The following is a 15,978-nucleotide window of genomic DNA, read 5'->3' on the forward strand; positions in this document are numbered from 1 at the left end:
ACGACAATATGCAGCTAAAGTGACAATAACTTCTTATACAAGAAAGATATGATTTGGAGATTTGTTATATAATAATTCTTTATGCTGAGATAACTTCCCTTTTTACCTTAGAAAGGAAAATATATGAACCAAAGAAAACAAGGTATCTTTCTAAGCTACTTAAATATATTTCTCCATGCTTTTATTGGATTTTTATATGTTCCCCTTTTGCTGCATTATATTGGGAAAAATGAGTATGGATTGTATCAGCTGATAGGCTCCTTAATTGCCTACTTCAGTGTTATGGATTTTGGCCTTACAGCAGCTGTAGTCCGATTTTATGCAAAATACCGGGCACTGAAGGATCAGGAAGGCATGGAGAATATCCTGGCAATTGCCCTGCGGGGTTATGCCGTGGTAGATGCATTGGTATTAGCGGTGGGGGCATTTTGCTATTTTCACCTGGACCAGATTTTTGGCAGAAGCATGGGGCCTGCAGAACTGACGGAAGCCAGCCATATCTTTTTGCTGCTGCTGTTTAATATCGCCATTACCTTATCCACAATGGTGTTTCAGGCGGTTATCAATGCGGAAGAACGTTTCTTGTTTTTAAAAGGTACAGAAACTGTGCAGCTGGTGTTGCAGCCTATTTTGGTGGTGTTGGTACTGCAAAAATATCCCTACGCTTTTTCAGTGGCGGCAGTACAGACACTCATCAATGTGGTCTTGATTTTGGCACGCTTCTACTATTGCTTTGGCAAGCTGCATATTAGAATCAAGTACCATTACTGGAACCATGAGCTGTATGCCGAATTTTCCAAACTGGCTTTAAGTATCTTTTCCGTAGCTATCATTGATCAGGTATTTTGGAAGACCAATCAAGTCATCTTAGGCATTATTAGTGGCACAGCAGCGGTAGCAGTTTATTCTGTGGCTTCGTTAGTATATTTAAACTATATGTCTATTTCTGTTGCTATTTCTGGAGTCTATCTGCCCCATATCAGTGGGGTAGTTGCCCAGGAAAATGGAGATGAGTATCTTTCTGATCTTTTTATTCAAGTGGGCAGGGCACAGTACTATTTACTGGCATTAGTGACCACGGGATTTATTATTTTTGGCCGTCAATTTATAGCCTTTTGGGCGGGGCCAGGGTTTCAGGATGCCTATGCTATTACCCTGCTGATTATTCTTCCATTTACCATTGATTTGATCCAAAATATAGGGCTGGCTATTTTGCAAGCCAAGAACCAATATGATTTTCGTGCGAAGGTATATTCCAGTGTTGGCATCTTAAATATTGTATTGGCAATTCCTTTGGGTATTCGTTTTGGGGGCATTGGCTGCGCTTTTTCTACTGGTTTTTCCATGTTTGTGGGGAATGGTCTCATTATGAACTGGTTTTATAACAAGTACGTTGGAATTGATATACTGGAATTTTGGCGAGAGATTGGCAAGATTACGGTAGTAGTAGCAATTTGCTGTATTGCTGGATATGCTGGAAATTTGTTATTTATGACAAATTCTAAATTTATTTATGGTCTTAAAATAATTCTATATACGATTTTTTACTGCATTATTTTATATAGATATAGTTTCAATATTGCTGAAAAACGGATAATCGCAAAAGTAAAACAACGTATTATCTCAGAAATAAATGATAATGAATAAGAAATGGGAAGAAAAGAGCAAAGCGTATGTATTGCATAAGTGCATATATGTAAATATGCGTAAGATTACAATAATCATTAAATTAAATATATGCTTTGACAAATATGATAGTAAAGTTGGTGCAAAATTTGGCTAGTTTGGTACAAACCGATTTTCCTATTGATATGGTTTATCTTTGGTGTGATGGGTCCGAGCCTGCTTTCCGAAAAAGAAGAACTAAATATCAGGAACATAGTGCTCAGAAAGATAATTTTTTGTCGACAGGCGATGTTCGTTTTTTTGATAATGACGAATTAAAATATTCACTGCGTTCTTTAGAAAAAAACGCACCATGGATTCGACATATTTATATTGTCACAGATAGGCAAATCCCCAACTGGATTAATTTGAAATCACCCAAGATTACAATTATTGATCATTCCGTTGTATTACCTAAAGAACTCATTCCATGTTTTAACTCCTCTGTTATAGAACGTTATATAGCATTTATTCCTGGTTTATCTGAATATTTCTTGTACGGGAATGATGATACATTTTTTGGTGAACCGGTTAAACCAGACTTCTTCTTTAAAGATAGATTGCCTATTGTGCGCTTATATTATTTAAATAATAATAAGCAACGTTATCACATAGAAGAATTAAAGACATTAAAGAAACAAAAAAATTTTGGAAAAAAACTGTCGTAAATGCTTGGGAACTGCTTGCAAAAAAGCATCAACTTAAAGGATTTCCCCTTTATGAGTGTCATCACAATATTGATGCCTATCGAAAATCAGATTATCTAAATACTTTTAAAGAATTTGAAGCAGATTTAGATGAATCAAAAAGTAGATTTCGAAGCCTGGAAGATATACAGAAAGTCTTATTTAGTATAGATGCTATTCTTAGAAACAAGGCCGTTGCAAAAATACTGCCTCGATATTCTAAGTTGCGAAAATATTTATTTTGGTTAAAACCAATTCATTTTGAGAGTTACTTTGGTACGGATTGTTATAAAAGTATTTTAGCTTTACATTTTATACGACCAATATTGTTTTGCGTTAACAGTGAAGGCAAAACAAATGAAAAAAGGAAAAAATACGCAAGAGAATTTTTAGAAAAAAGATTTCCTCAAAAGTCAGGCTTTGAAGTTTAAATCAAGTTGAGGAGAAATGCTTAAATTATTAGAAAAGCTATTAGTATAGCTTAATTTTCTTTTAATCCTGAAAAGGGGAAAGTAATCTATTAAAATTTTGCAATTGAGGAGCTTGAAACGAAATGGAAAAAACGGAAAAAAAGCGGCCAATTCGTGTTCTGCAAATCGGATTAACTCGAAATATTGGGGGATTGGAAACTTATCTCATAGCTCAATTTCAACATTTGAATCGAAGCAATGTTACTTATGATTTTGTGAATATTACAGCAGAGTATGAAATTGCTTTTAAAGAACAGATTCTTAAAGCTGGCAGCCGAATCTATGGTGTGAAATCCAGGCATTTAAATCCTATTCGGCATTATTGGCAATGGATTAAGCTGCTGCATCGTATTGCTCCCAAGTATAAGGCCATTGTTTTGAACTCCAATAGCCTGACGTATGTTTTTCCCATTTTCCTTGCCAAATTTTTCGGCATTCCACTGCGTATCATGCATTCCCATAATACCGGCTTTGAACAGAAGATTGGATTTGGAAAAAAGCTGCTCATCCAGTTTAATAAATGTCTCCTTAAATGGGGAGCTACCAACTATTTCGCCTGTTCCAAACTGGCAGGCCAATGGATGTTTGGCCATAAAGCCAAGTTTAAGGTCATTCCCAATGCCATAGACTGCGCACAGTTTCAATATAACCCCATACAAAGGGGAAAAATTCGAAAACAATTGCAGTTAGAGAATAATTTTGTAGTAGGTCATGTAGGACGTTTTATGTATCAAAAGAACCATGAGATGCTTATTCAAATCTTCTATGAAATTTACAAACAAAATCCAGCAGCACGGTTGCTGCTGATAGGGGATGCTGTGGGGGATCAATCCTATCTAGAAAAAGCTAAGCTTTTGGTTCATAAATTGGGCTTGGAACAGGCGGTCCTGTTCTTGGGAATGAGAAAAGATGTACCCCAGCTGATGCAGGCTATGGATTGTTTCTTGCTTCCGTCACGTTTTGAAGGACTTCCTGTGGTAGGAATTGAAGCCCAGGCTGCTGGATTGCCCTGCTTTTTTTCAGATACCATTACAACAGAAGTTGGTATTACCAACCTGGCATATTTTTTATCGTTACAGAATGATCCTAAGAAATGGGCTGATTTTATATTAGATAATAGACAGCAGGTTCGTAAGAAAACTCAAAACTGTATTGCGCAAGCAGGATACGAAATTGATACAGCAGCTAAGCAAATCGAAAAATGGTATTTGGAACAATGAAAGTAGGACCATTTTATAAATAATCAACTATAATTATCGATTCACCTTATTACAATGCATTATATTTGGGCTTTAGTATTACAATATACAAGTTAATCATTTTGAAAAAATGAAGCTTTTGGAACATAGAGAAGATTATATATGGCGGAGCAGGGATCTTTAAAAACTGCCATTTCTCTTTGTGGGAATGAGTGTAATAAAAGTTTATAGGGGAATGAAAAGTGGAGAATAAGGCACTAATATCTGTTGTGATACCTGTTTATAATGTTGAAGAATATATAAGCAGATGTATAAGTTCTATACTAGAACAGACATATAGAAACTTGCAGATTATTTTAGTTGATGATGGGTCAACAGATAAATCTGGTGAAATATGTGATGAATATGCAAAAGTGGATAGACGTGTTACGGTAATTCACCAGACTAATGGTGGGTTATCATCTGCTAGAAATACTGGAATTGATAAAGCAACAGGAGAATATATTACTTTTGTTGATTCAGATGATTTTGTTAGTAAAGAGATGGTCGCATATCTTTTTGCACTTGCAAAAAACAATGATTGTGATATAGCAATATCAACGCACAACATTATTCGGGGGGAAAAAGTGTGGAAATCATACAATCTAAGTGGCGATGTAAAGATGACACCTAAACGATGCATTGAAAAGTTATTGTATGATGATGGCGTTGATACATCAGCTTGGGCTAAATTATATAAGCTGAAGTTATTTAATGGAGTTAGATATCCAGTTGGTAAATTATATGAGGATATTGCTACTACATATAAAATATTTTTAAAAGCAAACGCAATAATATCTGGTAACAATTGCATTTATAATTATGTATTGCGTAGCAATTCTATTGTTAATGGCGAATTTAACGAAAAAAAATTTGACCTAATTGAAATGACTGACGAAATGGTAAAAGCTGTTTGTGAAGTCTATCCTGATTTGAGTAATGCAGGTTTAAGACGTCGAGTATATGCTAGATTTAGTACTTTGAACCAATTAATAGGTGTTGATGGCTATGCAAGTGAACGAGCCGCTATTATTCGATTTATTAAATCTAATGCGTTGAAGCTACTGTGTGATGGTAAAGTTCCAAAACGTGATAAAGTCGCATTATTATTATTGTTGTTTAATTATAATTGCTACTTAAAGATTTGGAGCATAGTAAAAAAATAAACGATTAAGATCGAGAAAAAAGGAAAATGCAATGTATATGCGAAGCTAAAAAACAAACAGGTAGATATTATGAACAAATTAGTAACAATCATCATACCGGTTTATAATACAAGACAACTTTTAAATAAATGTATTGAAAGTATATGCAATCAAACATATAAAAATATAGAAATAATTATCATTGATGATGGTTCAACTGATGGAAGTAATGTACTATGTAGAGAACTCGCAGCAAAAGATTCTAGAATTAAAGTGATATATCAAGATAACAAAGGCGTTTCTGCTGCACGCAATAAGGGATTAGAATTTGTTAGTGGTGATTATATTACTTTCGTAGATGGGGATGACTGGATTGAAAGTAATATGATTGAATGTCTAGTAAAAGATGCTGAAGCTAATCAAGTAGATGCTGTTTTTTGCAGTTATTCCCGTAATTATGAGAATGGAAAAGAAATAAATATTGTTCCAAGACATGTAGGTATTGCTTCGCCTATAGACGCTATTGATGAATTATTAGATGTATATAATAAAAAAGCTTATCCAACTGGTATATGCAGTAAATTCTTTAAAAAATCTATAATTAATCTATTGCGTTTTAATGACACATTTAAAATTGGAGAGGACATAGCGTTTGTTGTTGAGGTGTTATTGAAGTGTAATGCTGTTTATTTGAATAATAGCCCTCTGTATCATTATTATATAAGAAATGGTAGTGCATCTCATAATTCGATTATAGCAAATAAGATAACTGAAATATATGCTTGGAAATATATATCTAATAAGCTTAAAGAACATCCTCTACAAGCTAATAGAGCAAAGGCAATAGAAAGCGGATGTTATATTAATGCCGTGTTAATTGCTTATATAAATGGTGACGTCAGAAGTAATTGTTTGTTACGTGAGATTTCGTCTAATTTTTTTTGGTTTTTCTATAAGTCCGATGCCTCTAAGTTGTCAAAATGTAAGAAAATACTCCTGCTTTTCTTAATTAGATTAAATGTACCGGCTAATGTAATTAAAAAGCTTGAAAGGATAAAAAATAAAAACTAAGAATGTTATGTAAGTGGATAAAAGTTGACCTGATACTAGATGCTTAGGAGAAAATATAGATATATATTTTCTTAGAGTATGATACCGTTTAGCATGTAGCGTTTCAGTATGGAACGATATCCTTGCTTAGTTGCATTAGAATCTTCTGGTAATTTATGAAATGGTGGTAAATATCACCAATAAGACTGTGCAAGTGGCCTTCTAATTAGGCTAATATATTCAGACAAGTATTTAGAATGATCTTCTAGCAATATTGTTTTAATAGAGAAGAATTGATGATTAAAAATCAATGTATCATAAGGAGAAATTAATGTCCATTGAAACTAAGCTAGTTAAAAACATCATTTTTTTAGCTATTTTTTGCATTTGTTTTGATAATATTCCAGAAATCTTTCAACTAAGTAGTTTAAGTGCAGGATTATCGCATATGTTTAGCTGGTATCTCCTGTTTAGTTTGTTTTGTATATATATATATAATAGGCTGTTCAAGAATATTATCCAGATAAAAATGGAAAAATATACAATTAGGTTCTGCTTAATTCTGATTTTTGTATTGCTGTGTAGTTTGTTCGCCGGGTTATACAACTATCCTTATTATGATGTCATTGCAGTTATCCCAGATAAATTTGTTGGAAAAGCGAATCTTATTTTAAAGGCTTTTTCTCTTATAGGCGTAGTACCAACAACTCATCGCTTAATTCAGTGGTGGCTATCAATCAGAATTTTAAAGGGTATTTTTTTAGGGACAATCTATACTTTTGGCTTTGCATATGTGTTATATTATTTTATTCGAAATCATTGGCAGGATTCTTATGATATATTGAATAAGGCTGTGCGATATTCTCTGTATCTTATGATATCCTACTCCATCATTGAACTTTGCTATTTGGCACATTGCTTGTGGGCAGAAAAATTTTTATCAGTCATTAATCCATTTTTGCATACTATTGCGTCAAGCCATAATTGGTGGCCGCCGTTATTATGGGAAGGACAGCTGCGTTCTGTCCTATCGGAACCTTCACGGATGGGGAACTATGCGGCATTTTGTTTGCCTATATTATGGTCCAATATTTTAATTCCAAATAAAAATCGAAAAATAACGATTGGAATTACTTCTTTATTTACTTTTATGATTTTTATGACAAAAGCTCGCACCCCTGTAGCTATGTATATTGGATTGCTATTACTTTTGGGGTGTTTTTTATGGTATCTGAAGGGTAAACAATATTTGAAAGGGTACGGTCTGATCTTACTAATTACCCTATTATCCTTCTCATGTTCCATTGGCTTTATTAATAATATTATGACAGTAAAAGTTAAAAACGCCGATGAAGCAGTTAATGCTTATATCGAATCTAATGTTGAATCTTTGGCAAGTAGTAATGAACGAAGTAACGGAGCACGGTATGCTCTAATCAAATCGAATTTAAAAGTGTTTGCGGAACACCCAATATTAGGCGTAGGGCAGGGATTAGCAACACCTTATATTATCAATCATTTTGATAATGCTGATTTGAGCAGTGGGGAAGTAAGAATGTGGATTAATGATTATCAGGAAAAGGGTCCGTTACAATATTCATTGGACGGAATGAATGAATATGTTACCCGTTTAGCCAATACAGGAATTGTTGGTACACTTCTTTATTTATTTCCCTTCTTCTATGTTCTTCTCCGATGGATTCAAAAAATAAAAAAAGTAAAAGGCATACAGCAAGTGCAAATACTTGGCATGGGTCTGTCATTAATTGGGTCTCTAGTAGTAGCTTGCAATGGTTCCTTGACCATACTTTATGCTTCTTGGATTATGCTCGCATATGTATATGCCAGTATTGAAGAGATGTAAGCAGCAGTGTTCTACAATATTCAACAGGCTAATTGCTGAAGTCGCTATGAATATGCCGGAGATTAGGTATTCATCCGTCCGGGAAATGGAAACTAGCATGTCGGAGAAAAGGAACCTTAGATTCCGGACTTTGGAAACTGCTTGAATCGATAATGTACCTATGCACTACAATGCGTGAGTAGTCACTAGTCTAGCTGTGCGGATATTTTTAGGTCATCTTGCAGGCAGCATTTGCCCAGCTTTTTTTGCAAGACGTTTTTAACCAACTTTTATACAGGCAACAGTGTTATCCAGAAGGGTATACATACACTTGACTTTTCAGTACAGTTTGCTTTTCTTCCGGTCGCTTAGCTGAGACAACAGCTTTTTGTTTTTTCTATGTAAATTTTTTGAAGCAGAATTTTACCACCCGGTTACACGTAAGATACAAGTGGTTAGTTAGTATGGCATTTTACTTTTTTTGGGAATAAGTAAGGTCGTGAAATCTAGAATAGCCACCTAGAGTAGGACAAGAAGCAGGAGAGGGTTAAAATATATGATATCCTTAGTAAAAATTAAAGAAATTAAGCAACTTATAAATTTATTGACTGCTATTTGTGTTGTTTTATCACTTGCATATATCAACATACCTTTAAGGGAAGCGGAATTTCAACCAGGATTTTGGTTTGTTAATCAATATTGGAATTATATAACACAAAAAACCACATCATTCTTTATATGCATTGCATTTTTTTATGCCAATTATATAAATAACAAGCTTTTCAATAAAATTGATAAAATGATTGCATAAATCGGTGTAAGTTTACCGTCTGCACGGACTTTTTTTACCACCTTCTCGGAATTCTTTTACCACCCCACCGCACTAGTAGGCCATTAAGAGATTCGGCCAAAAGCTCTGCCGGATGGTTGAGCCGGCAGAGCTGGTTATTTAGTTTTCTTTAAAGTATAGATAAGCTTTAGCTTTGAGTTGCTTTCAGGCCATACCGTTCTCTCATTGAGATACGGCCTTCAACCATAATTACGTATGAGTTATGGATAATGCGGTCCATAATAGCATCAGACACAGGGCTTGCAGATTCGGGGTTCGAATCAATCCTGGTATACCAGCCATCTGTGCTGTACTGGGTGCAGAAAATCATAGAACGTTGGCAACGAGTTTCTACAATTTCTAATAGATCATAACTTTCCTGCGGTGTTAGGGGGCGTATAAGCCATTCATCCAAAATGAGCAAATCAACTTTTTTGTAATTGGACAGGCATTTCTTTAATTCACCGCCGCTTCGGGCAATATTCAACTCATCCAGCAATTCTGGCATACGAATATATCGTACTTTCTTGAATCGTCGGCAGGCAGCGTTACCAAGAGCACAGGCAATGTAGGTTTTACCATTGCCAGAAGCTCCTTCCAGAATAATATGGTGTCCCTCGTCTACAAATTTGCAGCTGGATAGGCGTAAAATCTGTGCTTTATCCAACTCTCTATCTTCGTAGTACTCAATTTCTTCTACTGCGGCAGCTGGGGCAGAAAAATTTGCATTCTTAATGAGGCGCTGTACTGTATTCGTTTGGCGTCGGTTCCATTCGGCAGTCACCATCAGTCCTAATCGTTCCTCAAAGCCAAGCTCATTAAAGGTTGAGTCTTGTAATTGGTGGGATAATTCATCCGCCATAGCGGTCATTCTCATCTTCCTAAGCATCTCTACGGTTTCCTGGTCTATCATTGGCGGCCACCTCTATCCTTACTGAAATACGAGGCACCGCGTGTAATTCCGTAGTTGTTTGCTGCGGCTGGCTTTTTCTGCGGAGCGTTTTTAACAGGTTTATCTTGGTCATTTTTTAAAATGCTGCTGACGTTACGGACGGACGGAGTGGCCTTGTAGGCGAAAATACGTCCACAAGCGTTTTCAAGCCGTACTTTCCCGTAACGTTCTTCCAATTTCCTAAGGCTGGAGCAGGCTTTGTAGCCCTGTTCTGGGGCCTTTCCGCTGGTAAGGAAATACTGCACAGTCTTTTCTGTCATGGGACCAACAGTCGTTGCCCAACGAGTGAAATCATCCGTATTGTAGGTCAGGTACCTTTGGTGTGCAAGGGGCATGTGCTCTAGGTTTACCAGCGGATCTCTCTGGACGGTCCGCAAACGACGGTGGCTGGCAACACGGCTGCCGTGGAAGAATACTTCTACAGTAGTCTTTGTCACCCGAATGTCTACCTTTTCGCCAATCAAGTTGTAAGGGACTGAATATTTGTTCTTGCCATCTGAAATAAGATAATCATTGGGAACTTTGGCTACCGACCAAACAGCAGCCTCAAAATCTGTAGGTGGCAGAGGAAGCATATATTGCTTTTCTTCTTCCATATAGGCACTGTAGCGAGAGCCTGCCATCTGCTTAAAGGGGCGGTCGTTCATTTCTTTAAGTTTTTCCGCAATAGCCTCATTCATTTCATGAAGGGAAAAGAATTTCCTTGAACGTAAGGCAGCAAGAATCCAGGTTTCAGCAAAACGCACAGAAGCTTCTGCGGAGCTTTTATCCTTAGGCCTGCGCACACGGGCTGGTACAATTGCCGTACCATAATGTTCAGCCAATTCCTGGTAACTGTGGTTTAGGATTGTTTCATACTTAGTATTAGACGTGGTTGCAGTTTTGCAATTGTCAGGAATTAGAAGCCGAGGAACACCACCATAAAACTTGAAGGCGTGGATATGGCAGTTCAGCCAGTTCTCAGTTTTCATATCGTCGCAGGCTTCTGCATAGGTATAATAACTGCACGGCAAGGTGGCAATAAAGAGATACGCTGGGCTTGTACTGCCGGTTACCGGGTCATATACGGGAAGAGTATCCCCAGCCCAGTCGACCTGCATGGCATCGCCAGGTTTATGCTGAATACGCATGGTAGCTTTGGTTACCCGAGCCCATTTTCGGTATTTCTCTGCAAATTGTGTACTCATATAAGGCGTTTTGCCAGTCTCGTAGCACTGTCTGCAATATTCTTCCCATAGAAGCGTCATCGTTACACCAGATTTTGCTAGTTCCCGATGGATGTAGGGATAGTCTGGTTCAACATAAAAAACTTTGGTCATGCTCTTTCTTGGGAATAATATTGTTTCCAATTCAGCATTAGTGATGCTGGAATCCAGCGGCCAGCTAATGCCTTGTTGGTCTGCAGCCTTGTAGACTGCACTGATGGTTGGGCGAGAAGCAACTTTGGTTAAAGCTATCCCGCGTTGAGTGCACCCCTTGCTTCGCAGCATAAGAATCTTTCGGTAATCCGTCATATGAGGACCCCCTTATACTAAGGCAGAGTGGTAAAAAAAGTCCGTGCACATGGCAAAATCGTATCGGTATATTCAGTAGATCACGAATTTTAATAGTACCATTTAAAATGACTAATTTTTTAGAAAATGGTTCATTTAATGTTTTTTGTATGGGTAGAGATAAATCGTGTAATAATTGAATGATTTTATTATGGAAGGGATCATAATTTTCTTCCGCAGATTTAGTTGCTGTATTTTCACTTTTATATTCAGCAGCAACCAATTTTGCGTCAGCTTTGCCGGATTTGGTTGAACCAGTTGAATCTTCAACCATTTTAACTACACTTCTCGGAGTGCCATCACGCAACTGAGAAATTAATGAGTCAACTCTAGTTTCATCAACATAAAGGAAATCAATTAATGATTTTTCAGTGATGGATGTTTTTTGCTTAGTAGTTATTTCATTCATTCAATTTGACTCCTTTGACATGAATAAAATTAAAGATAATAATTCTTATAATACTCAATATATAAATTCGGGTATATAGCCGATGTCTTTGGCTTTCTTTAGACCCTTCTAATAGAACGTTTGAATAACAATTTTAGAATTTTTGGTGCTAGGTAGACTAGGAAAAAATCATTGATGTTCACAACGATAACCAACGAGAGGCAAATTTTGAGTATTTGATGGAAAATTTGGTAGAGTAGAGATTTGCATTCTTATATTCTGATGCTTTAGTTGGCAAGGATGGTATATTCAATTCTTAGGAAGTTATTGTTTCTTGTTGCTTTTTTGTTTCTTGCCAGGAAAGCCAAAGGAAGAAGCATAAATTGACAGCACTATTTGCAATAAGTATAGCTTGAGGCATTTCCAAACATTTAAATGTAATTTCTTTGCCGTGTCCATTTCCATATAGATTGCGAATTTCTGCAATACTACTAATCACTCCACGTAAATTTCCACAAAAACTTTTTAATTCTAAGTTTGCAGGGCTGTCATTTGGAATGCTTTTTGGAGTAAGCTTTAGTTTACTAAGTACAATATTACATAACTGTGGAAACTTTACTTTATTATTAAAAGGTATTCCCATTTCATCAAGAATGGTCTTGCAGCAGGATTCTATGAGTTCTTTTGCTTTGCCAATGGCATCTGTAGGATTGGTGATGGCTTCAGTAAGCATAGTATCAAGTTCCATTTGTAAATATTGGCTTGAGAATACGGTTTGCTTTAAGTGGTTTAGTACATAAGCGGTTAAATCAAAACCTTTTTGGTGTGCAGTGTAACTGTGAACAAGGTTGGTACAGGGAAAATATTCTTGATGTGGCTTACTATTAGAGATAATTCTTTCATCAGTGATATATGGAATACAAGATGTAGGAAGAAGGATATATTGTTGACAGGACGGAAGTCTTGAGCAAGTAATAGATTTATTTCTCCCTGTTGTTATTTCCAATATAAAATTTTCTCTTTCTAGTTCATACTTTCGGTCTTCGCCAGCAATAGATAGAGAAAACTTATCGGTTTCCTTGAAATCATACCCTTCTGAGAAATCATTGGATCCTGACATCAATCGAAAATAGCATTGGTTAATTGAAGAATAAGTAGAAGTACTATAATAAGAATCCGACGGGTTTTCAGATTTGATGGAAGATGGATTTTCTAGATAGTCCATCATGGTTTGGGAATTTAAGTCTGGTATGATTTGCTTAAAATCTTTAAAAGTATTTTTTTTATTGTAAACTGCTTCAATCAAACTATCCAGCTGTCTTTGTGGGAGTCGCTTTTTTTGAGTACTATGCAGTTGATTTTGTGCTGAACAAACAGATTGTTGTTCCAAGCTTTGATGTTTTTCACCGTAATTGATGGATTCAGGTAAAGTTAAGGATGTAATCATATGGGGAATAGAATTCTTTAATGAAGCAAGCTGAACTGCTGAAGAAATCCCCTGTTTGGTGGTCCAATATGATTGAGAAATCATCATAAAATACTGTTGGGCTATTTTTATGGAAGTTAAAGTGTTTTTATGATAACTTACTAAGGGCGAAGCGTATTGTGTAAGTGGCAGTAAAGCTTTTGTTATTTCTCTGTATGTATTGCTAATTTGCTGTAGTGAATTATTCTCCCAAAATGTAGTAGTTGCTTTATATTGAGTAGTTCTTATATTGGCTATGGATTTATTAATGCCGACGACTTGCTTAAATGTTTTATCATTTTGAATCAATTGCTTTGCTAATCTGGCTAAAGGACTTTTATTAATGGTGTGGCAAACTGCCAAATCTTTTACAGTAGCGACAGGTAGTTGAATATTCATGAGGTCATTATATTGTGTCGCTATTGCTTTTAAGCCTTGGGAAGTTTCTGAATCTTTTAGATTAGAAATTGCTGCAGAAAGTACACTTTTGGTTGGGACGATTTGACTGTTTGAAGAATGCTGGGGATTACCCATGATTTCAACTCCTTTAATTTTTGTATAATAACAACGCTTAAGTAAATAGTATAGCAGATAATTAAGATGAGTCAAGACTGTGTGTATCAAAATTAATCACTACACAATATGTGCAGGAACAAGCACGGGAATAATGTTTTACCTGAGAGAATAAAAAATTAATCTTATCAATAAAAGAGTAAAAAAACACCCATTATAGGACGACTAATCTAAGAACATTAGAGCTAATTAGATCTCTTACGAACACATATGAACATATACGAACACATATGAACTTTTAGCTCAAATGATAAAATAATTGGGGTTTCCTCAATTTTGAAAAGGAAATTGAAGGGAGATTTTCTTCTCTGTTTGGGTGATAAGCCTTGCAGTTTATTCTTAAAATGCTGCATAATTTTCCGTATAAAATTTTAGAATACGAGAAATGATAAGAAGAAAATCCTGAGAGATGAGGTGAAATTTGCTTTCCCATTTCTTATATTAGCATTTGCATCTAAATTTTGTAACTAAATAACTGGATATACAACACGAACACTTTAAGCCACCTTGCCGGAGGGGTAGGCCAGTAGGGAAAGAGAAAATAGGCATTGTATTATGGGAATATTCTGGTATTACAAAGAAAAAATCATCAGGATTGCAACTGTGATGAAATTATGGTGATTGAGGAAGAAAAGCGGCAGGGCGGGGCTGGGGTGTACAATTTTGGGAATGGAAAAATAGAAAAGGGGCCTGCTTCTCCGTAGAGTTGCAAGGCCCCTGCAGCGCACCCTCAGGTTTGCTGCTTAATTCCTTGGGTGAAATTATAGGATAAAAGGGCAGTGGTGTCAAATGGGGTTTGGAATGGGGGCGGTGATTTCTGACATTCTTAGCTCATCGTTTGTACTGACTGGCCCTGGGTTTTGTCTCCCCCTGGGATTTGCTGTATAATGGAAGCATCTATTATGCGAAAAAATCCATTGGTCATAGGGGGATCTATATGTACGATTATTTGATTGTTGGCAGCGGGTTGTTTGGTTCTGTGTTTGCGCATGAGATGACGAAGGCGGGGAAGCGGTGTTTGGTGCTGGAGCGGCGGGACCATATTGGGGGCAATGTGTACTGCGAGGAAAGGGAAGGTATCCGGATTCACAAGTACGGGGCGCATATTTTTCATACGTCGGACAAGGGGGTATGGGATTATGTGAATCAGTTTGTGGAGTTCAATCATTATGTCAATTCTCCAGTGGCCAATTACAAGGGGGAGCTGTACAATCTGCCTTTTAATATGAACACGTTCTCCAAGATGTGGGGGGTGGTGACGCCGGCGGAAGCAGCGGCGAAGATTGCGGCCCAGCGGGAGGAGGCAGGGATTTCGGAGCCTCGAAATCTGGAAGAGCAGGCGATTTCTCTCATTGGGACGGATATTTACACGAAGCTGATCAAGGGGTACACGGAAAAGCAATGGGGGCGGAGCTGCACAGAGCTGCCGGCGTTTATTATTAAGCGGCTGCCGGTGCGGTACACGTTTGACAACAATTATTTTAATGACCGGTACCAGGGGATTCCTATTGGGGGCTACAATGTGCTGATCCAGGGGTTGCTGAAGGGTATTGAGGTGCGGACCGGGGTGGATTACAACCAGGAGCGGAAGGCTTATGAGGGCGTGGCCAAGACGGTGGTGTACACGGGGCCGGTGGATGCGTATTTTGGGTATCAGCTGGGCCGTCTGGAATACCGGGGGCTGCGGTTTGAGACGGAGCGTCTGGAAGAGGTGAATCACCAGGGGGTGGCGGTGATGAATTACACGGATCGTGAGACGCCGTATACCCGGGTGATTGAGCACAAGCATTTTGAGTTTGGTACGCAGCCGGTGACGTATGTGACCCGGGAGTATCCGGCGGAGTGGCAGCCGGGGGAGGAAGCGTATTATCCGGTAAATGATGAGCGGAATCAGAAATTGTATGAGCGGTACGCGGAGCTGGCGAGGAAGGAGAAGGGGGTTATTTTTGGGGGCCGGCTGGCGGAGTATAAGTATTATGATATGGATGATGTGGTGGAATCGGCTTTACGGGCTAGTGCGGTCTGCGGACAATAATAGCGATGTTTGCGGGGAATCCTCGCAGTGGTTCGCGGCTACCCACTCAGTTACGCCCTTCGGGCTTACTTCGCGGGCCGCTATCA

12 protein-coding genes are annotated in these 15,978 nt (G+C 37.5%); 8 read left to right on the forward strand and 4 right to left on the reverse strand.

Translation table 11 applies throughout. The features are described 5' to 3' along the window. Positions 1 to 123 precede the first annotated feature (123 nt). From LKE88_RS00055 to LKE88_RS00085, 7 genes are all read left to right on the forward strand, one after another. Positions 124 to 1,647: an oligosaccharide flippase family protein gene (locus LKE88_RS00055; protein ID WP_231086998.1), complete on the forward strand. Its 1,524-nt coding sequence runs from the start codon at positions 124 to 126 to the stop codon at positions 1,645 to 1,647. Between the two features lie 104 nt (positions 1,648 to 1,751). Next, a complete protein-coding gene (locus tag LKE88_RS00060) occupies positions 1,752 to 2,333 on the forward strand; it encodes a stealth family protein (protein WP_276802262.1) in 582 nt (193 codons plus the stop codon). A gap of 571 nt (positions 2,334 to 2,904) precedes the next feature. Continuing rightward, positions 2,905 to 4,041 (forward strand): glycosyltransferase, encoded by a 1,137-nt coding sequence (locus tag LKE88_RS00065; RefSeq protein WP_276802263.1) that lies wholly within the window; start codon positions 2,905 to 2,907, stop codon positions 4,039 to 4,041. A gap of 221 nt (positions 4,042 to 4,262) precedes the next feature. After that, positions 4,263 to 5,225 (forward strand): glycosyltransferase family 2 protein, encoded by a 963-nt coding sequence (locus tag LKE88_RS00070; protein WP_276802264.1) that lies wholly within the window; start codon positions 4,263 to 4,265, stop codon positions 5,223 to 5,225. Positions 5,226 to 5,294: 69 nt separating this feature from the next. After that, positions 5,295 to 6,275, forward strand: coding sequence for a glycosyltransferase family 2 protein (locus tag LKE88_RS00075; RefSeq protein WP_276802265.1), 981 nt, complete (start codon positions 5,295 to 5,297; stop codon positions 6,273 to 6,275). Positions 6,276 to 6,585: 310 nt separating this feature from the next. Continuing rightward, positions 6,586 to 8,118, forward strand: a complete 1,533-nt coding sequence (locus tag LKE88_RS00080) for an O-antigen ligase family protein (RefSeq protein ID WP_276802266.1) — start codon at positions 6,586 to 6,588, stop codon at positions 8,116 to 8,118. A gap of 535 nt (positions 8,119 to 8,653) precedes the next feature. Next, positions 8,654 to 8,908 (forward strand): hypothetical protein, encoded by a 255-nt coding sequence (locus tag LKE88_RS00085; protein ID WP_276802267.1) that lies wholly within the window; start codon positions 8,654 to 8,656, stop codon positions 8,906 to 8,908. Between the two features lie 166 nt (positions 8,909 to 9,074). Here LKE88_RS00085 and LKE88_RS00090 read toward each other — a convergent pair whose 3' ends face one another. The 4 genes from LKE88_RS00090 to LKE88_RS00105 all read right to left on the reverse strand — a co-directional run bounded on the left by LKE88_RS00090 (position 9,075) and on the right by LKE88_RS00105 (position 13,818). Further along, a complete protein-coding gene (locus tag LKE88_RS00090; protein ID WP_276802268.1) occupies positions 9,075 to 9,839 on the reverse strand; it encodes an ATP-binding protein in 765 nt (254 codons plus the stop codon). Then, positions 9,836 to 11,368 carry an IS21 family transposase gene (gene istA / locus LKE88_RS00095; RefSeq protein WP_276803883.1) on the reverse strand — a complete coding sequence of 511 codons (1,533 nt, stop codon included), beginning with the start codon at positions 11,366 to 11,368 and terminating at the stop codon, positions 9,836 to 9,838. Before istA ends, LKE88_RS00090 begins: the two co-directional genes overlap by 4 nt. Next, positions 11,262 to 11,840, reverse strand: coding sequence for a DUF6414 family protein (locus tag LKE88_RS00100; RefSeq protein WP_276802269.1), 579 nt, complete (start codon positions 11,838 to 11,840; stop codon positions 11,262 to 11,264). Before LKE88_RS00100 ends, istA begins: the two co-directional genes overlap by 107 nt. 295 nt (positions 11,841 to 12,135) lie before the next feature. Further along, the gene (locus tag LKE88_RS00105; RefSeq protein WP_231086931.1) at positions 12,136 to 13,818 is read right to left on the reverse strand and encodes an abortive infection family protein; all 1,683 of its coding nucleotides are present in this window, start codon (positions 13,816 to 13,818) and stop codon (positions 12,136 to 12,138) included. Between the two features lie 976 nt (positions 13,819 to 14,794). Between LKE88_RS00105 and glf the strand changes: the two genes are divergently transcribed. After that, a complete protein-coding gene (gene glf / locus LKE88_RS00110) occupies positions 14,795 to 15,892 on the forward strand; it encodes a UDP-galactopyranose mutase (protein WP_276802270.1) in 1,098 nt (365 codons plus the stop codon). The last annotated feature ends 86 nt before the right edge of the window (positions 15,893 to 15,978 follow it).

The sequence above is a fragment of the Acidaminococcus hominis genome, assembly GCF_022484025.1.
GTDB classification, from domain to species: domain Bacteria; phylum Bacillota; class Negativicutes; order Acidaminococcales; family Acidaminococcaceae; genus Acidaminococcus; species Acidaminococcus hominis.